This window comes from Streptococcus periodonticum (assembly GCF_003963555.1).
In the GTDB taxonomy this organism is placed as follows: domain Bacteria; phylum Bacillota; class Bacilli; order Lactobacillales; family Streptococcaceae; genus Streptococcus; species Streptococcus anginosus.
The window spans coordinates 938116-958208 of the sequence record NZ_CP034543.1; the positions used below are offsets into that span (position 1 = coordinate 938116).

Here is a 20093-nt window from a genome sequence, read left to right on the forward strand (position 1 = left end):
TTTTTAAGATGTCAACTAGTAACATTCTCTTATAGGAGAACTTGTTTTAAAATTGGAATTCAGAAAGTACGTCAGCGCCTGATGTGACACACTTTGCACCCTCTTGAATCAAATGATGACAGCCATCACTTCTGCCGTCTAAAATTGACCCTGGAATAGCAAACACATCTCGTCCTTCTTCCATTGCGCGCTCACAAGTAATTAAACTTCCTGAGCGCATTTTGGCTTCAGCAACAATAACCCCTCTGCACAATCCTGCTATAATCCGATTACGCTCTGGAAAATGAAATTTTAATGGCTCTGCTTCAGAACTATATTCACTAAGTACTAGATGATGTTCTCCCAAATACGATTGGAGTTTTTTATTCGCCCTTGGATAAAAAACGTCTAGACCCGTTCCGATAACTGCAATTGTTCGACCACCATTTTGCAATGCTGCCATGTGAGCCGAGGTATCAATTCCGCGTGCTAAACCACTCACGATAACCAATTCATTGCTTAGCTCTTTAATAATCTTTTGAACGGATTGACTGCCTACTCGGCTACTATTCCGACTTCCTACAACAGCTACTTTAGGTAATTTTAGCAAATCCAAATTACCTTTATAAAAAAGAAGAACGGGCGGATTGTAAATTTCGCTCAAATCCCAAGGATACACATCATCCAAGATAGAAAAGGATGAGAACTTTTCAAATTCTTGACGTAATAAATCATCATCTAGCTGCAGATATTTTTCAATGAAAAGAGCAGGATTACGGCATTCCGAAACAACTGCCATATCTTTTACCGATAATTCTTTTTCTTGTATCTCAGCATACGAGAGAACATTGATGACCTGCTGATTGGTCAAGCCAGCTTCTTTTAATTTATAAATATCAAAATTATCCATTTTATCATTCCTTTTACTTTTTAATTACACTTCACTTATATTATTCGTAAAAGGAATTAAAAAAACGAGAATTTCTCGCTTTTCACATTTTATCTAATTCTTTAATAATTCGAGCCGGGTTTCCAGCCAAAACAACATTATCACCATAAGATTTGGTAACAACCGAGCCTGCTCCAACGACGACATTGTCTCCCAATGTTACTCCAGGCAAAATCGTTACACCGCCACCCGCCCAGAAATTATTGCCAATGGTAATTGGTGCACCGTACTCTACGCCTGATATGCGCTCTTGTGCATCTAAAAGTCAGAAGTTGACAATTTGGTCCAAACAATGCATTTTTTCCAATAATAATCGGACAAACATCAAGCATGGTCAAATTCCAATTAGAATAGAAATTTTCTCCTAAATGAATGTTGATACCATAATCGCAGACAAAGTTTGGTTTCATCGAAATGTTCTCACCAGTTGAGCCGAACCATTCTTTTACGAGTTTACTTCTTTTTTTACCGTCCTGTTCTGCATTAAATGCGTATTGAAATTGACGAGAACGTGTTACCAATTTTCGTAATTCGGAATCCTGCGGATTGTATAATTCTCCTGCAATCATTTTTTCATATTCAGTTTTCATTGACGTTCCTTTTCATTCTTGATAAGTGAATGGTTAGATATATTTGTTCATCATCAGACGTCTGATAATTTCGCGTCTGCTTGAGATATTGGGTAATCTTTGTTGCTGTTTCATAAGCTGATGGATACTTAATTTTCAGTAAATCAAACATATCGTTGTCATCTAACTCCTGATGTCCGGTGTCCGTTAAAACACGTTCGCAAAAAAATTTCAGATGCGTAATAAAGCGTTAAACATAAATATCCTCGTCATCTAATGAGATCTTTAAGCTGTATTTGACGATTGTCATGATTTCTTCCATTAGTTGCGTCAAATCTTGAGCGGCTACATTGCCATTATCTAATTCAGCATTGACAATGGTCAAAGCCATAAAACCTGCTTCGTCCAAAGGTAAATCTTGCCCTAAATAGTCACCCAACAATTGATTGGCATACTTGCCAACTTCAAATTCGTCAGGAAAAAATCGCTTAATGTCCCACATGAGGAAATTTTTCATAAAGAAATGATCTTGGATACGTAAAACCACACCATACAGGTGGTCAGCCATCGCTAAAAAAGCACCATCTTGCAATTTTTTATTTATTTTTGCATGTGCGTAAGTGATAATTTTATCAGCCATTTCTATGATGTCAGCAGGTAATTCTAACAATAATTCACGCTTGTTTTCTGACAAAACATATTTTTTCTCAATCAGATTATCCCGAATATCCTCTCCTGCTTTACATCCAAAAGCCAGTCCACGTCCCATCAACACTACTTCTTGGTGGTTTTCTTCAGAAATGACCACATTATTATTTAAAATTTTAGTAATAATCATCTCTTGTCCTCGACTTCTTCAAGCATGGATTTAATTGGTTCAAAGGTTGTCCGATGAATAGGAGTGATTCCCTTTCGTTTCAATCCTTCTAAATGATGCTGGGTTCCATAACCAACATTGTGTGCAAAGTCATAACCTGGATAAGTTAGCTCATAATTTGTCATCATGCGATCTCTAGTCACCTTGGCTACGATTGAAGCGGCCGCAATAGACAGCGAATTGGCGTCTCCTTTGATAATAGACGTTTGCGGAACTTGAACATCTAACTGCATAGCATCAATCAAGAGATGTTGCGGAGCAACTTCAAGATTTCCCACCGCCTCTAGCATAGCTAATTTCGTCGCTTCATAGATATTCACTTCATCAATAACTTGATTATCCTTGATACCAATACCAACTGAAATTGCTTGTTTGAGCACTTCTTGATAGATTTCTTTGTGCTTTTTCTTGGGAACTTTCTTGCTATCGTTGAGACCTTTGATTTTACAGTTTTTAGGTAAAATAACTGCCGCTGCCACAACAGGACCTGCTAAGGGGCCACGCCCAACCTCATCAATCCCAGCGATATATTGGCAACCAGTAGCATAAAGCTCCTTTTCATATCGTAACATTTGCTCCAAACGACGGTATTCGTTCAATTCAGCTTGAATTTGTTTTTTACGTTTCACAATGAGCTTGTGGACACCAGCCCGACTATCATCTCGAAATTGCTCAAAAACAGGACTCTCTATGTCTGTTATTTCAGATAAGATTTCTTGAATCTCTTTAATTGTTGCCATGTATCTCACCTAAAGTATCCAAAGTATAACGTCCCAATTTACCGTCACGAATGTCTTTGATAAAAAGACGATAAAAACGATCATAATCATCTCGAAAGCCCAATTTTTGTGTCATATCCATAATGATTTCCGGTGCTTCTTCTTCCAAGTCCATTTGCTTGAATCGTTCTTGAAGTTCCTTTGGATAATGTTCTTTGAAATAATTGATTCCAAAAATAGTAACCTCATCCATTGGAAGCAAATCGTCTTTAATCGCTCCTGTTAAAGCGAGTTTCAAAGCAACTTTTTCATCTTCAAACTTAGGCCAGAGAATCCCTGGAGTATCTAAAATTTCCAAGTCCCTATTAGATTTGAGCCACTGCTGCCCTTTGGTAACACCTGGTTTATTTCCAGTCACAGCGATTTTTTTCCCAGCTAAACGGTTCATCAGTGTGGATTTTCCGGCATTAGGAATCCCGATAATCATGGTTCGCAATGTTTCAATTTGGATCCCACGTTCTTTTTGCCGAGCAATTTTTTCTTTCATCAATGACTTAGCTGCTTCTGTGACTTTTTTAACAGTTGATTGTTCTTTAGAATTGATTGCCAAGGTCTTGATACCTTGACTTTCAAAATATCTTCGCCACTCTTTCGTCAGATCAGAATCAGCTAAATCCCCCTTATTTAAAATAAGAAGCTTGGGTTTCTCTCCCACGATTTTAGTTAGCATAGGATTTTGACTAGATAATGGCAAACGCGCATCTACTAAAATTGTCACAAAATCCACAAATTTGATATTTTCTTGTACTTGTCTCCTAGCTTTTGACATGTGTCCTGGAAACCATTGAATTGTTGCCATGAAAACCTCTTTCTTACAGTATTCTAACATTTTCATTATATCAGAATTTTAAATAATCCGCATTGATAAATCATGCAACAAAAAATCACCTTTCAAAAACAAAAGGCAATTTTCGAATTTTTGAATTTTAATGATACAAAGCAGGCTTTCTATCCTGTTTATCGGTAAACGGAAGTCTTGGTTCGCGAATCCGTTTCACATAGTCAACAATTTCTTTCCCTTCATGGTCAAATTCTACAACAGCAAAAAATTGATCATGGTAAAAGAAAAATTTATAATGATTTTCAAATGCTTCCTTGAGCCATTTTTCTTTTGCAATAATGGAACGCATGGGGTAATCATCTACAGCAGCGACCCATACAGGCTTGCGATGCGCGTGAGTTAAAAGCAAGTCCGCCATATGAATCATGGTTTCATTTCCTTGTTTCAACAAAATGATACTATGACCATTGCTATGACCACCAGTATGAACCATTTGAATTTCCGGTATGACATTTAAGTATTCCGTAAATGTCTCCACTTGATGTTGAATAGGTTCCCAATTTTCTCTGAGATAAGTCCCTTTAGTCCGATTATTTGGGTTCATCATCTCGTACCATTCAATATCATTTACAAAAATCTTAGCATTGGGAAAAGTTGAAACCAACTGATGATTTTCATTTAATTTTGTCAATCCACCAGAGTGATCGTGATGCATGTGAGTCATCAACACATAAGAAATATCTTCAGGAGTCAAACCTAAAAGTTCCAAGCTCTCTTCAATTCTGCTTTCAGATAAAATCCCTAAATTTCGTCTTTGTTTATCAGATAGTTTCGCAGTGTTAAAACTTGCATCAATTAAATAATTTTTATTTTTGTATTGAATCAATATTGGATCGGTTAATTCAACCATCATATTTTCTTCAGTTGTTGGATAATAGCGTGACCAAACAACTTTTGGTACAGGACCAAATAAAGTGCCTGCATCTGTCATTTTGTCAACTCCACGTAACCAAGTTAATTTCATGTCTCCAAATTGATACTCTTGTAGAGCGAGTTCTGCCATTTCTTACTCCTTTAGCCACCTTTCGGCAATTTCTCTTCTGATAGAATTTCCAGATCTTCCATAGTTTTCAATAGTTTCTGCATCCTTTAAATAACGTTTGATATTAACCTTGTCGAATTTTTGTAAAGGACCAATTAGTCGAAGGATTTCATCGGATATCTCAATGGCAACTTTCGTCGTGTACAGTTTTATTCGAGAAACAAATTTTGCATCTTCTTCAATTTGACTAGGATAAGAATCAAAATAAGCTTCTGCAGAGCATAATTTATTGTATAAATCAGCAAATTTATTTTGATGAATTTCCACATCAATCAAACGCTTTCCAAATCCTCTCTTCACCTTTGCAAATTCAATACCTTTATTGAAAGCCCCCTCAGCAACACCTAATGCAATAGCACTTAAGCCAAGTTGCATATTTTTAATGATGTTCGCAAATTGGACATCCCCAGCTAATTCGTCTCCCAATAAGGCGTTTTCCGGAAGCAAGACATTTTTCAGCGTGACTGAACTCAAAGGAAGACCTATCAAGCCCGGTTTTTCAATCTGTTCACCAATTAGCACATCCGAATCTTTTGGATCAACAATAAAGAGTCCGTACTTCTCCACCTTACCTTGTTCTTTTACTTTTGCCAAAACCAGTAGTATATCTGCAACGCTACTATTGGAAATCATCGCCTTTTTCCCTGAGAGACACCATCCCTGCTCAGTCTTTGTTGCATACGTTTCAAGATCTTCTAGCCCCTTTAGATGCTTATACTCGCAAAATCCTAATCCAGCCATGTACTGACCTTTTAGTAACTTTTCAAGATATAATTCCTTTTGCTCTGCTGTCCCAAAATTCAAAATAGAATAAATTCCATAGCAACCTTGTGTTAATAAAATAGCTGAAAGAGCAGCAAATTCATTAGCAATTTTTCGGATAAATGTGATGAAATCAGAACTTAAAGTGTGATTCTCTTCAGATAAAATGGGCAAAAATATATCCATTTCGTTCGTCAACTCATCCCATATTTCCTTTGGAAAATAAGTTGATTCATCATGTGATTTTACATAGTTTTTGATTGCTGTATTCGTATATGAATCAATCATAGCTGCTATAGTGCTAATTTTTGACATCGATTTGCTCCTTTGTTAGGTATCAAGGCTCGAAATAGGCTGATAGTAACCTTTCAAAAGTTCTTCATAAACGTATGCTTCAACTTCATTATAATTTGCTTTATACGACCTACAGAACCAGATATTAAATGGAATCGGATCTTTAAAACGAACAGCTTTAAACTTATTTTTATCCACAAAATATTCTACTGGACGAGGTAAAATAGCAATCATATCATTCTTATACGTAGACTCTGTTAAAAAATCCCATGCTGATGATAAATATGTAAAATTTGTCTCTATCTTTTTATTTTTTAATTTTTCAGCTACTAATTCATAAGTAGTAAATGATTTATTAAATGTTGCTAAATCATAAGCAGCGATGTCTTTCCATTCAAGAAATTCTTTATCTGCTAAAGGATGATTTTTATCCATATAAGCTGCATATTCATCGGCTTGTATAATATATTGCTCGTACTTTTTAGCATCTAAATTAGTCGGCTCAATCAATAAAACAAAATTTAAATCACCTTCAAGAAATTTTTGGCGTAAATCCTTACTGCCTCCCTCTACGACTTGAATATTAATGTGCGGATTATCCTTGAAAAATTTAGGAAGAGCACTAGCAAAATAAACACGCAAAATCAGAGAAGGAATGCCTAAATTAATAGTTCCTTTTTGTTTTTGCGCTTCCATATGAATCATGGATTGCATTTCTTCATGACGATTGACAATTTCCGTAGCAAAACGATAAATTTTCCCACCAGCTTCTGTCAGACTTTCTAATCTTCCATTTCTACGATTAAAAAGCTGCAGTCCTTCAGTCGCTTCAAAATTTGTGACAAATTGACTCAAAGCAGATTGACTAATATGAATTTTTTTAGCAGCAATCGAAAGATTACATCCGCATTCGACGATATTGATAAAGTAAGTCATTTGAATAATATCCATGTTCATCGTCTCCTATCTTTCAATATTTGTAATATAATTTGTCAGGAATAAAATAGCAACTGATCTTTTTAATATAGATGATCAGTTGCTAATAGGTTGATTAAAAACTTATCATCAATAAAGTTCGTTATAAGCATATAGTAACACACTTTATGGCAAACAGTAGCTATATTTGCTTGATAATTTAACTAGATAGACATTGTTTTTAAGTCATCTGATACGATTACTTCGCCCTCTGTCTTTTCAAGAACTTCTTCCAAAGAGACACCGGGAGCTAATTCTTTCAAAAGGAATTTCCCATCTTGAAAACCAAATACTGCTAATTCTGTAATGACCAAATCCAAAACTTCTTTAGCTGATAAGGGCAGTGTGCATTCTTTCAGCAGTTTTGATTTGCCGTCAACGGTAGTATGTTGAATGGCCGCGATAACCCTTTTAGCACCAACCAGAAGGTCCATAGCGCCTCCCATCCCTGGAGCAAACTTGTCTGGGATAATCCAATTCGCAATACTGCCATCTTGACTAACTTCTAACGCTCCTAAAACCGTAGCATCAACGTGGCCTCCACGAATAATGGCAAACGACGTTTGAAGGTCAAATAAAGATGCTCCCGGTAAAAGAGTAATGGGGGCTCCACCAGAGTTGGCCAGATTCGCATTGTAGTTTTCTTTTGTTGGTGTCTCACCAAAACGAAGAGCACCATTTTCTGCTTGAAGGATAACATTCACGCCTTCAGGAATGTAATCAGCAGAAGCGTTCGGAATCCCAAAACCAAGGTTGATGACATCTCCATCTTTAAATTCAAGAGCTACACGTCTTGCAATAATTTCTTTTGATTTCATATTAATTTACCCCTGCCAATTTTTTAGTCTCTATCCAGAGGTCGCCCATCATTTTATGATGTTCTTTAGAAGTCAAGCTTTTAACAACATAGTCTACAAGAATTCCGGGAATATATACATCGTTAGGATCAATTTCCCCAACTTCAACAATTTCATTAGCTTCAACAATCACTGTATCTGCTGCAAGAGCCAGCTGCAATGAAATATTTTTAGTTGTCCCATCAATGTATAAATTGCCATATTTATCTGACTTGGTAGCCTTAATCAAAGCAACATCAATTTTCAAAGGGTCATAAACAAGATATTCTCTGCCGTTGCGAGCTACTTTTTCATAATCTTTTTCCAAAATAGTCCCAACGCCAGTCGGAGTCAAAACAGCTCCCAAACCAGCACCCGCAGCATGAAGTCGTTCAACCACGGTTCCCATTGGTGTGAATTCAACTTCCATATCGCCACTAAAATATTCATGTTGTACGGCAGCGGAAGTTCCCACATGAGCTGCGATATATTTTTTAACTTGGTGATTTTCACACAAGCGACCAACGCCAATCTCTTTACCCGGTTGTGAGGTAACAACAGATACTATTGTTAAGTTCTGTTGATTTTGTCGAACCAATTCTTCAATGAGTTCAAACGGCTCACCCACTCCAAGAAAACCTGAGATACCTACAATATCTTCAGATTTAATGTTAGAAATTGCTTCTGATAATGTTACAATTTGCATACCAATATCTCCACTTATTTACTTACGATTGAAAACAGGCTTGCGCTTTTCTACAAAAGCACGCATCCCTTCTACTTTGTCCTCTGTAGAGAATAATAATGCTTCTGCTTCAGTTTCGAGCCTGATAGCATTTTTAAGTGGAAGTTCAGAACCAACCTGAATAACATGTTTAGCTTTCTCTACTGCTAACGGTGCATTTTTCATAATTGCAGCAGCCAATTCTTCAGCTGAAGTTAACAGTTCTTCAGCTGAAACCAACTTGTTAAGAATTCCCAGTTCGTAGGCTTCTTGACCTTTCACTGTACGAGCAGTGAAAATCAATTCTTTCGTACGGCTTGTTCCAATCAAACGAGACATACGTTGAGTACCAGCGAATCCCGGAATAATGCCCAAGCCAACTTCTGGAAAGCCAACAACTGTCTTTTCAAATCCAATACGGATATCTGTCGAAAGTGCTAATTCCATTCCTCCGCCAAGTGCATACCCATTGAGCACTGCAATTGTTGGTTGACGTAAGTCAGAAAGTCGAGTAAAAGTATTGTTTGCAAATGTCATATATTCAAAAGCTTGAATTGGCGACATCACGTCCATTTCTTTAATATCAGCTCCAGCTACAAATGCCTTTTCTCCTGCCCCTGTTACAATCACAACACGGATTTCTTCACTTTGTTCAACTTGATCAAGAACATCATTCAGATCAGTTAATACTTGAGAACTCAAAGCATTTAATGCTTCAGGACGATTAATCGTAATGTAGCCGATGCTGTTTTTTACTTCTAGTAAAACAGTTTTACTCATTTTAATGCTCCTACTTATAAAATTTGAAATATTAAGTACAGTGTCAACAAATACTTGAACCCAAAATGTAAGAGCTTACAATGCTATGATATCTCATTTTTCTACTCTCGTCTACTTAATCTTAATTTATAACTCTATAAGTTTAACTTATAGAGTTATAAAAAATACTAAGACTTTTTGATTTTCAAAATAAAAAAACAAATTCTACTAAGAATCATTTAAGATAAACGTCTTAGATAGAATTTGTTTGACAGAGTAAAAAAATCAAATGGTAAATTAAATTTAGTAGGTAATTATTTTTAACGTTCTACAATGACTGCTGTGCCCATTCCTCCTCCGATACAAAGAGTTGCAAGACCACGTTTAGCATCGCGTTTTTCCATTTCATGCAACAAAGTAACCAGAATACGGCAGCCTGATGCTCCAATTGGATGACCAAGTGCAATGGCTCCGCCATTGACGTTTACTTTTTCTGGGTCAAAATTCAGCTCTTTTCCGACAGCACACGCTTGAGCTGCAAAGGCTTCATTGGATTCAATCAAATCAAGGTCTTCAACTGTAAAACCACCTTTTTCAAGTGCCTTACGAGAAGCATAAATTGGTCCGCAACCCATGATTTTTGGATCTAAGCCCGCACTAGCATATGATTTAATAGTTGCTAAAACGGGGATGCCTAATTCTTTTGCTTTTTCTGAACTCATGACAACAACTGCTGCTGCTCCGTCATTGATACCAGAAGCATTACCAGCCGTGACAGTTCCACCTTCTTTAAAGACAGAACGCAATTTAGCCAAACCTTCTAACGAGGCATCTTTTCTTGGAAATTCATCCGTATCAAAAATAATTGGCTCACCTTTTCTTTGTGGAATAACCACTGGAACAATTTCTTCTTTGAAACGTCCAGCTTCAATAGCTGCCACAGCACGTTGTTGAGATTGCACAGCAAAAGCATCTTGAACTTCACGAGAAATATCATACTGTGCAGCAACATTTTCAGCTGTGATTCCCATGTGGAAATCATTAAAGGCGTCAGTCAGACCGTCGCGCAACATAGTATCAACAACTTTAGAGTCTCCCATACGAGAGCCCCAACGTTGATTTTGCAGCACATATGGTGCTTGGCTCATATTTTCAGCACCACCCGCTACGATGATATCAGCATCTCCACAAAGGATAGCTTGTGCAGCCAACTGAACAGTTTTAAGCCCTGAACCACATACTTTATTGACTGTGAATGCTGGAGAAGATACAGGGATACCTGCATTGACACTCATTTGACGTGCCACATTCTGACCAAGTCCTGCCCCTAAAACATTTCCCATAATCACTTCATCAACTTGTTCAGCCTTCAAATTTGCTCGTTCCAGCGCGCTTTTGATAACCAAACTTCCCAAATCAACAGCTGAAATATTTTTCAAACTTCCACCAAAAGAACCTAATGGTGTACGAACTGCTGATACAATAACTGCTTCTTTCATTTCTTGCTCCTCATCTTAGTATTTAAAGAAACCTTCCTTGGTCTTACGTCCAAGTTTATTAGCTTCAACCATTTTTTTCAACAATGGAGCAGGACGATATTTCGGATCACCAAATCCATTATTCAGCACTCCCATAATAGCTAAGCAAATATCCAAACCAATCAGATCAGCTAATGCTAATGGTCCAATAGGATGATTAGCTCCTAGCTTCATCGCTTCATCAATTTCTTCAGCCGATGCTACTCCTTCTCCAAGAATGAAAATCGCTTCATTAATCATCGGAATCAACACTCGATTTACAACAAAACCATAAGAATCTCTAACATCAACTGCTGTTTTACCGATTTTTTCAGTCAATTCACGAACAGTTTTGACTACTTCTTCTGATGTTTGAAGTGCTTTGATCACTTCGACCAATTTCATAACGGGAGCAGGATTAAAGAAATGCATACCAATAACTCGTTCTTGATGTACAGTTGCAGCTGCAATATCTGTAATGGACAAAGATGATGTATTTGACGCTAAAATTGTTTCTGGTGTTGTTAATTCATCTAATTGTTTAAAAATACTCAACTTAATGTCTCGGTTTTCAGTAGCTGCTTCAATAACTAACTGAACATTTTTTGCATCTTCGTATGAGGTTGAGGGAATCAACTTACTCAAAATACTATTTTTATCAGCTTCTGACAGACGCCTTTTCTCTACAGAACGTGTTAATTGCTTGGTGATATTTCCAATCCCTCTTTCAACAAATTCGTCTTTAATATCATTCAAATACACCGTAAAGCCTGATTGGGCAAAGACTTGTGCAATACCGCTTCCCATCTGACCTGATCCAATGATCATCACTTTTGAAATATTCAATTTTCTCTCCTATCTAATATTAACATTATAAAGTTTAAAATGAAAGAATAGGAACGATTGAATGATGAATACTCTTCAACCGTTCCTGCTTTGTCATTATACAAATGCACCTAAGCCAGTAATTTCACGACCAACAATCAAAGCGTTGACTTCATGAGAACCTTCATAAGTGTAAACAGCCTCAGCGTCTGCAAAGAAACGTGCAACATCGGTTTCAAGAGTAATTCCATCCCCTCCGCCTACTTCACGAGCAAGGGCAACAGTTTCGCGCATAACGAGTGAATTATGCATTTTAGCAAGGGCAGAATTTAACATTAATTCATTGCCAGCTTCTTGCATTTCAGCAAGACGAACTGAGTAAGCAATAGCTGCCACAGCGTTCGCTTGCATTCTAGCCAATTTTTCTTGAATGATTTGGAATTTAGCAACTGGACGTTTAAATTGTTGACGGTTTGTAGTATATTTCAATGCTGCAACAAACGAACCGCAAGTTATACCCATGGCAATATGAGCAACATCTGCGCGAGTAAATGTAAGAATACGAGCTACATCTTCAAAACCATTGATGTTTACCAAACGGTCTGAGTCTGGAACTTCAACATTTGTCATTGTGATATGACCATTTCGAACACAACGAAGTGCAATTTTATGTTGAATAACTTCTACATCGTAACCAGGAGCTCCTTTGCGAACGATAAAGCATTTAATTTTGCCATCTGCAACGTCACGAGCAAATACTGGAATAACATCAGCTGTATCTGAACCACCAATCCAACGTTTTTCACCGTTAATAATCCACTTGTCTCCTACACGTTCAGCAGTTGTTGCAAGCCCACCTGCAATGTCTGAACCAGAAAGTGGTTCTGTCAAAGCAAAACATCCTTGCCAATCAAATGCTGCTAATTTAGGAAGAAATTCCTTTTGTTGGCGTTCATCACCACCGAGTAAAATTGTGTTATAGCAAAGTCCACCATGCACAGTATAGAATGTAGCCATTGATGTATCAAAGCGAGCCAATTCCAAGTAAAGGAATGCGATATAAAGTTCTGATGGTTTGTAGCTGCCTTCACGTCCCTCAAACAATTTAGGATTGTTCATAATTTGAGCGCCTTTGGCAACTGCGTAAAATTGTTCAAATGGAAAATCAGGTTTTTCCCAATGTTCATTGATCACAGGACGAAGATGTTTTTCAATCAAACGACGAGTTTCTTGTAAGACTTCTGCTTCTCCTAGTGTCAAACCGTCTGCATAGTGAAAAAGATCTTCAGGATATAATTCACGTAAAATTTCTTCTTTAGTTGCCATAGTATGGACTCCTTTATAATAATGTTATAAGAGCGCTTTCATTTCAGGGCTCAGTATTTGTTGACGCTTACATTTTATATCAGATATGATCTTGTGTCTACTTAAGAAAAATTAATCGTCCCATAAGTTTCTATTATACATATTGATTTTACTGACTTTTCAAAGGATAAAGACAAGATTTTACAAATAAAATTTTTGCAAAATCTAAAAATTTATTTGTAAAATGATTGAATTTCTAAAAATATTTTCTCTAATTTCAAAGAAATCCTTTTCCCCAATCCTTTACCAATCCTCCAGAGCAAAATGCAAGCATTTGCAAAATGAATATGTTACAATGCTTATAAAAACGGAGGAAAAATCATGTTAACATACGATTTAATTGTTATTGGTTTTGGTAAAGCTGGTAAAACATTGGCAGCAAAAATAGCAACCCAAGGCAAAAAGGTTGCCTTAATTGAACGTAGCAAAGCTATGTACGGTGGAACTTGTATCAATATTGCTTGTATTCCAACCAAAACTTTATTAGTCGCCGCAGAAAAAGAACTATCATTTGAAGAAGTAATGGCTGAGAAAAATGCGGTTACTAGCAGACTTAATGGGAAAAATTACGCAACCATTAGTAGTGCTGGAGTGGATATTATTGATGCAGAAGCTCATTTTCTATCCAATAAGGTAATTGAAATTGTAGCAGGCGACGAAAAGCAAGAGCTAACAGCTGAAAATATTGTCATCAATACGGGCGCTATCTCAAATGTTTTACCAATTCCAGGACTTACTACAACAAAAAATGTTTATGACTCAACAGGCATTCAAAATCTTGCTACATTACCTAAACGTCTTGGTATCCTTGGTGGTGGAAATATCGGTCTTGAATTTGCAGGACTTTTCAATAAGCTAGGAAGTAAGGTTACTGTCCTTGACGCTGCTGATACTTTTTTGCCACGTGTAGAGCCCTCAATTGCCACTTTGGCTAAACAATATATGACGGAAGACGGTATTGAAATTCTTCAAAATATTTACACTCAAGAAGTGAAAAATGATGGTGAAGAGGTGCTTGTCATTGCTAAAAACGAAACATTTCGCTTTGACGCTTTGCTTTATGCTATCGGTCGTAAACCAAATATCGAACCATTAAAACTTGAAAATACAGATATCCAAGTTACAGACCGCGGTGCTATCCAAGTAGATAAGCATTGCCAAACAACTGTTCCTGGCGTTTTTGCTGTTGGCGATGTCAATGGTGGACTACAATTTACTTATGTTTCGCTAGATGATTTTCGTGTCGTTTTCAATTACTTAGCTGGTGATGGCTCCTACACACTTGAAAATCGCAAACATGTACCGACTACTATGTTCATCACTCCTCCACTGGCACAAATTGGTTTGACAGAAGCTCAAGCTAAAGAACAAGGCCTGCCTTATGCAACCAAAGAAATTCCAGTTGCAGCCATGCCACGTGGACATGTCAATGCGGATCTTAGAGGAGCGTTTAAAGCTGTTGTTAATACAGAAACCAAAGAAATTCTAGGTGCTACTATCTTCTCGCAAGGTGCTCAAGAAATCATTAACATTCTAACTGTAGCTATGGACAATAAGATTCCTTATACTTATTTCACAAAACAAATCTTTACTCATCCAACTTTGGCTGAAAATCTTAATGATTTATTTGCGATTTAATCACGACTTCTGCACTTTGACAAAAATATTGTCATAAACCATTTTAATTTCATTCAGCAAAAAATAAAAGTGGGATAGGACTGAAAACTAAAAATTTTTAGCCCGTTCTCTCACTCTTGCAAAGCTTGCTCAAGTATCGCGTGACTATTTATTTCCATCATAAAAACGAGGCTGGGATATTATCGTCCCCACCTCGTTTTTATTATAGCTGCATTTGATTATACGTTTTACTAAATGCATTCAAAATTTCTTTTGGTGCGTCTTTATAAGAAGTCTCTCCTTCTAGCGTTCCTTTAACAATCGTTCGTGACGTAGCTGCAGCATCTTCACAAGTCACCAAAGTCACTTCATTGACACCTTCGCGGTCATTAATCACATCTACTCTATCAGGTGCTACATTCTCAACTGAAGTAATGGAGTAAGTGTAAATTTTTTCCTTATCTGTCAGATAAATTTTCATTCCGGTTTTAGCACGATCTAAAGGAGAAAAGAGCATATTGCTTGCACCTGTAATCCCAAATACATGGTGGCTAGCCAATGCGTAATTCCCTTTCCCCATTTGCTGCGTTTCTTTCATCGTACCTGCGCCATAATAAAGACCCACATTGTCTAAGCCCTTGAAAATCGGCAAATTCATCGAAAGTTCAGGAATAGCAATTCCACCAATAACTGGTAATTGCTGTGCTTTCCATTGCGCGTTAATCACATCTTCGGTAGACAGCGATTTAACTTTATCGAAATTAAAGCTAGTTTTGGCTTTTTTATTTTGAGTGATTTTATCTTTTGAAACATTGCTCACTTGATATCGATTGGTATGCCAAACCATGATCATATTCCGAATAGAAGAGTTGAAAATAAGTGCAAGTGCAACAATGATTAACAATGTCGCAATAATGTTAATCAGAATATTTTTTCTTTTATTATGTTTTTTTCTTGTTGATGACATAACATTTCCTTTTATTTAGTTTATTCTTCATCCACTTCTTTTTCATTCTCTGCTACAACGCTTGTAAAAGTAACAATCTGTGCTCCCTTATCTAGCCGCATCACTTTAACACCCAAAGTTGCGCGCCCTGTTTGAGAAATATTGGCAACATTTGTCCGAATAATGACCCCTGTATTTGTGATAATCATCAAATCTTCATCACCATTCACAGCCATCAAACCTGCTAATGGACCATTTTTTTCAGTAATATTAGCTGTTTTCATTCCTTTTCCACCACGACTTTTCGTAGCGTATTCACTAGCTAAAGTACGCTTACCATAGCCTTTTTCAGTAATGACTAACACTTCTTGATCGTCTGAAATGACACTTGCTCCTACAACATGGTCACCCGCACGCAAATTCACTCCGCGCACGCCGGTCGCAGCCCGTCCCATGTTTCGGACTTGGTTTTCGTTAAAACGTACAGCATAACCCATTTTTGTTCCAATGATGATATCTGCTTGACCATTTGTCAAAAAGACATTGATGAGTTCATCCTCATCTTTTAAATTCAGAGCTTTCAGACCGTTTTGACGAATATTAGCGAACTCTGTTACGCTTGTCCGTTTCACAACACCATAGCGCGTTGTAAAGAAAAGGTAGGAATTATCATCATGCTCGGCTTGAACATTGATAATCGTTTGGATTGTTTCGCCTTCGTCCAATTTCAATAAATTAACAATCGGCAAACCTTTCGCCGTACGACCGTATTCAGGAATTTCATAGCCTTTCAAACGATAAACGCGACCTTTATTGGTAAAGAAGAGCAAATGATCATGTGTGCTGGTAGAAACTAGTTCACGGACAAAATCGTCATCTTTTACACCTGTTCCTTGAATACCACGACCACCACGTCTTTGCGCAGTGAATTCATCTTGGTTCAACCGTTTGATGTAACCTTTATTGGAAAGTGTAATCAAAACATCTGCTTCCTCAATGAGATCCTCATCTTCCAGAGACAGTACTTCACCAATCATTAGTTCAGTACGACGTTCATCAGAAAACTTACGTTTAATCTCTTCTAATTCTTCCTTGATAATCGCAACAACTCGTTCCGGTTTTGCCAAAATATCTGCTAAATCAGCTATCAATTTCATCAAGTCGTCATATTCAGATTGAATCTTATCCCGTTCCAATCCCGTTAAACGACGCAAACGCATATCCAGAATCGCCTGACTTTGACGTTCGGACAATTTATAGCGTGCCATCAATTCTGCTTGCGCTTCTGCATCTGTCTCGCTGTTTCGGATGATGCGAATCACTTCATCAATGTGATCTAGTGCAATCAGCAAACCAGCTAAAATATGTGCACGAGCTTCCGCCTTTTCCTTATCAAAAACTGTCCGGCGTGTCACCACTTCTTTTTGGTGTTCAATATAAGCAAGCAAAATCTCGCGTAAAGACAGAATCTTTGGCACTCCATTTTGAATCGCCAGCATATTGAAGCTAAAATTCGTCTGCATTTGCGTTAATTTGAATAAATTGTTCAAGATAACATGCGCACTTGCATCCCGCTTCACTTCAATGATAAAACGAACCCCTTCACGGTTAGATTCGTCACGAACCGCTGTAATTCCGTCAATACGTTTTTCTTGGACTAACCGCACAATATGTTCGTGAACTTTGGTTTTATTGACCATATACGGAAATTCAGTAACCACAATTCGTTCACGACCAGATTTTGTTTCTTCGATTTCCGTCCGAGCACGTAGAACAATGGAACCTTTCCCAGTTTCATAAGCGCGATGAATGCCTGATTTCCCCATAACCAAAGCGCCTGTCGGGAAGTCTGGACCAGGCAACACTTCCATAAGGTCATGTGTGGTCACATCTGGATTATCCATGACTAATTTTACAGCATCAATGGTCTCACCAAGATTGTGAGGAGGAATGTTTGTTGCCATTCCCACAGCAATACCTGTCGCCCCATTGACCAGCAAATTAGGAAAACGTGACGGTAAAACTAATGGCTCACGCTCACTGCTATCATAGTTATCTGCAAAATCAACTGTATTTTTGTTGATATCGCGTAACATTTCAAGCGATATTTTGCTCATCCGAGCTTCTGTATACCGTTGTGCCGCAGGACCGTCTCCGTCCATAGAACCAAAGTTTCCGTGACCATCTACTAACATGTGGCGGTAAGACCACCATTGCGCCATCCGCACCATAGCTTCATAGATAGAGGAATCTCCGTGCGGGTGATATTTACCCATAACATCACCCGTGATACGAGCAGATTTCTTATGTGGTTTGTCAGGAGTCACCCCCAGCTCATTCATCCCATACAATATTCTACGATGAACAGGCTTTAAACCGTCTCGAACATCCGGAAGAGCACGAGCAACAATGACACTCATGGCATAATCGATGAAACTCGTCTTCATTTCGCTCGTTAAATTCACATTTACTAAATTATTATCCTGCATTAAAAAATGCCTCTCTTCAATTTATATGACCATATCATTATAACATAAATTGGGATTTTTTTCAGTAAACACCTTCTATTGTAAAAACGTTTACATAAGATGATATGTATTATATTCGTGACAAAATGTTACAAAAGTGATAGAATAGATGTGTAAAGGGAAAACGTTCCCCAATAAAATAAAGGAGATGTTTAGCAAAATGACTCTTACTAAACAACATAAAAAAGTCATCCTTGTTGGTGACGGTGCTGTAGGTTCTTCTTACGCATTTGCTCTTGTCAACCAAGGTATCGCTCAAGAACTTGGTATTGTTGATATTTTCAAAGAAAAGACGGAAGGGGATGCTGAAGACCTTAGCCATGCTCTTGCTTTCACTTCACCTAAGAAAATCTATTCAGCAGAATATGCTGATGCGCACGATGCAGATCTTGTCGTTTTGACTGCTGGTGCACCACAAAAACCAGGTGAAACTCGTCTTCAATTAGTTGAAAAAAACCTCCGCATCAATAAAGATGTTGTTACCAAAATTGTTGAGTCAGGATTTAACGGTATTTTCCTTGTGGCTGCTAACCCAGTTGATATCTTGACTTACTCAACTTGGAAATTCTCTGGATTCCCTAAAGAACGTGTCATTGGTTCAGGTACTTCTCTTGATTCAGCACGTTTCCGTCAAGCACTTGCTGAAAAATTAGATGTAGATGCTCGTTCTGTCCATGCTTACATCATGGGAGAACATGGTGATTCAGAATTCGCTGTTTGGTCACACGCCAACGTTGCAGGTGTCAACCTTGAAAATTATCTTCAAGACGTAGAAAACTTCAATGCTGCTGAATTAGTTGACTTGTTTGAAGGTGTCCGTGATGCTGCATACTCAATCATCAATAAAAAAGGTGCAACTTTCTATGGTATCGCAGTTGCCTTAGCTCGTATCACAAAAGCTATCCTTGATGACGAAAATTCAGTTCTTCCACTTTCAGTATTCCAAGAAGGTCAATATCCTGGCGTTACAGATTGTTACATTGGACAACCAGCTATTGTTGGCGCACATGGTATCGTACGTCCAGTAAATATCCCGTTGAATGACGCTGAAAAACAAAAAATGCAAGCTTCTGCTAAACAATTAAAAGACATCATCAATGATGCCTTCTCCAAAGAAGAATTTGCTTCAGCAGCTAAAAACTAAAGAATTTCCTTTCTTACTCCTTGTTTTATCAAGGAGTTTTTTCATATCTAAAATGGATACGATAAAGTCATAATGCCGTGCAAATCAGCTTTATCGTATCCATTTATTTTATATAATCTTACTTTATCAAACATATTTATCAATTTATTTCAATATATCTTTTAAATAAGGAACAATCTTTTCATCCTTCATATCTGGCAGCGCCCGAATCCAGCGAAACGCTGTATGCTCTTCCAAATCAAGTTTAATCTCTCTATATTCCAGCAATTTTGCCTTGTACACTAGACGCGTAAAAACGATGCCCTTTGTATCATCATAACAGCTATCCTCATGAAGAATCGAACTTAATTGTATCTTTTGATTAACTTCTTCCATTGTTTCACGCACAGCTCCTTCTCGTGGTAATTCGTCTTCTTCCACGCTACCTCCTGGAATGTCCCAATATTCTGGGTACATATTTGGCAAACCACGTTTTATTTTACTTCGTTTGATGAGCAGATATTTTCCATCTTTTTCAATTAGAGCATGAACAATCAATTTCACAGGCATTGGTAATCTCCCTTGTAAAAATAAAAAAATCTTGCATATAACAAGATTTATAAGCAGATAACAATTATCCACCCTGAGGGAATCGAACCCCCATCTCAAGAACCGGAATCTTACGTGATATCCATTACACTAAGGGTGGCAACTATTATAGTATACACAAAAAATGAAAAAATAACAAGTAAAAAAGGACTGAAAACATAATTCCAATCCCTTTAT

General features: G+C 37.5%; 17 protein-coding genes, 1 tRNA gene and 2 pseudogenes. 2 read left to right on the forward strand and 18 right to left on the reverse strand.

The window, feature by feature from the left end:
- Positions 1–46 precede the first annotated feature (46 nt).
- The 14 genes and pseudogenes from dprA to fadE form a co-directional block, all read right to left on the reverse strand.
- Positions 47–889: a DNA-processing protein DprA gene (gene dprA, locus EHW89_RS04565; RefSeq protein WP_003030240.1), complete on the reverse strand. Its 843-nt coding sequence runs from the start codon at positions 887–889 to the stop codon at positions 47–49.
- 82 nt (positions 890–971) lie between these two features.
- A pseudogene (locus tag EHW89_RS04570) lies at positions 972–1518 on the reverse strand (sugar O-acetyltransferase).
- Positions 1508–2335 (reverse strand): annotated as a pseudogene (locus EHW89_RS04575) (PRD domain-containing protein). Before EHW89_RS04575 ends, EHW89_RS04570 begins: the two co-directional pseudogenes overlap by 11 nt.
- The gene (locus EHW89_RS04580; RefSeq protein ID WP_126466949.1) at positions 2332–3114 is read right to left on the reverse strand and encodes a ribonuclease HII; all 783 of its coding nucleotides are present in this window, start codon (positions 3112–3114) and stop codon (positions 2332–2334) included. The pseudogene EHW89_RS04575 and the gene EHW89_RS04580 overlap by 4 nt, the downstream one beginning before the upstream one ends.
- Entirely contained in the window at positions 3101–3952 is an 852-nt protein-coding gene (gene ylqF / locus EHW89_RS04585; protein ID WP_126466952.1) for a ribosome biogenesis GTPase YlqF, read from the reverse strand. Before ylqF ends, EHW89_RS04580 begins: the two co-directional genes overlap by 14 nt.
- Positions 3953–4079: 127 nt before the next feature.
- Positions 4080–4997: an MBL fold metallo-hydrolase gene (locus EHW89_RS04590; protein WP_126466955.1), complete on the reverse strand. Its 918-nt coding sequence runs from the start codon at positions 4995–4997 to the stop codon at positions 4080–4082.
- 3 nt (positions 4998–5000) lie between these two features.
- Complete coding sequence (locus EHW89_RS04595; protein WP_126466957.1) at positions 5001–6113, reverse strand: acyl-CoA dehydrogenase family protein; 1113 nt, start codon at positions 6111–6113, stop codon at positions 5001–5003.
- 15 nt (positions 6114–6128) lie between these two features.
- Complete coding sequence (locus EHW89_RS04600; protein WP_022525128.1) at positions 6129–7043, reverse strand: LysR family transcriptional regulator; 915 nt, start codon at positions 7041–7043, stop codon at positions 6129–6131.
- 188 nt (positions 7044–7231) lie between these two features.
- Positions 7232–7885 (reverse strand): 3-oxoacid CoA-transferase subunit B, encoded by a 654-nt coding sequence (locus EHW89_RS04605; protein ID WP_003029671.1) that lies wholly within the window; start codon positions 7883–7885, stop codon positions 7232–7234.
- Position 7886: 1 nt separating this feature from the next.
- Positions 7887–8609 (reverse strand): CoA transferase subunit A, encoded by a 723-nt coding sequence (locus EHW89_RS04610; protein WP_003024444.1) that lies wholly within the window; start codon positions 8607–8609, stop codon positions 7887–7889.
- Positions 8610–8627: 18 nt separating this feature from the next.
- Complete coding sequence (locus EHW89_RS04615) at positions 8628–9407, reverse strand: enoyl-CoA hydratase/isomerase family protein (RefSeq protein ID WP_126466959.1); 780 nt, start codon at positions 9405–9407, stop codon at positions 8628–8630.
- 299 nt (positions 9408–9706) lie between these two features.
- A complete protein-coding gene (locus EHW89_RS04620; RefSeq protein WP_106384752.1) occupies positions 9707–10885 on the reverse strand; it encodes an acetyl-CoA C-acetyltransferase in 1179 nt (392 codons plus the stop codon).
- A gap of 15 nt (positions 10886–10900) precedes the next feature.
- Positions 10901–11749, reverse strand: a complete 849-nt coding sequence (locus EHW89_RS04625; RefSeq protein ID WP_126466961.1) for a 3-hydroxybutyryl-CoA dehydrogenase — start codon at positions 11747–11749, stop codon at positions 10901–10903.
- Between the two features lie 96 nt (positions 11750–11845).
- Entirely contained in the window at positions 11846–13054 is a 1209-nt protein-coding gene (fadE, locus tag EHW89_RS04630) for an acyl-CoA dehydrogenase FadE (protein ID WP_003029666.1), read from the reverse strand.
- A 360-nt stretch (positions 13055–13414) separates the two neighbouring features.
- On the opposite strand from fadE, the gene EHW89_RS04635 reads away from it, so the two are divergent.
- Positions 13415–14731 carry an FAD-containing oxidoreductase gene (locus tag EHW89_RS04635; RefSeq protein WP_126466963.1) on the forward strand — a complete coding sequence of 439 codons (1317 nt, stop codon included), beginning with the start codon at positions 13415–13417 and terminating at the stop codon, positions 14729–14731.
- Positions 14732–14933: 202 nt separating this feature from the next.
- Here EHW89_RS04635 and EHW89_RS04640 read toward each other — a convergent pair whose 3' ends face one another.
- Complete coding sequence (locus tag EHW89_RS04640) at positions 14934–15677, reverse strand: class A sortase (protein WP_049508490.1); 744 nt, start codon at positions 15675–15677, stop codon at positions 14934–14936.
- Between the two features lie 20 nt (positions 15678–15697).
- Positions 15698–18145, reverse strand: a complete 2448-nt coding sequence (gene gyrA, locus EHW89_RS04645) for a DNA gyrase subunit A (RefSeq protein ID WP_162614539.1) — start codon at positions 18143–18145, stop codon at positions 15698–15700.
- Positions 18146–18344: 199 nt separating this feature from the next.
- Between gyrA and EHW89_RS04650 the strand changes: the two genes are divergently transcribed.
- Complete coding sequence (locus tag EHW89_RS04650; RefSeq protein WP_003030242.1) at positions 18345–19328, forward strand: L-lactate dehydrogenase; 984 nt, start codon at positions 18345–18347, stop codon at positions 19326–19328.
- A 144-nt stretch (positions 19329–19472) separates the two neighbouring features.
- On the opposite strand, the gene EHW89_RS04655 is transcribed toward EHW89_RS04650, so the two are convergent.
- Positions 19473–19877, reverse strand: coding sequence for an NUDIX hydrolase (locus tag EHW89_RS04655; RefSeq protein ID WP_126466967.1), 405 nt, complete (start codon positions 19875–19877; stop codon positions 19473–19475).
- Positions 19878–19944: 67 nt separating this feature from the next.
- A tRNA-Arg gene (locus EHW89_RS04660) sits at positions 19945–20016 on the reverse strand.
- Positions 20017–20093: the final 77 nt, after the last annotated feature.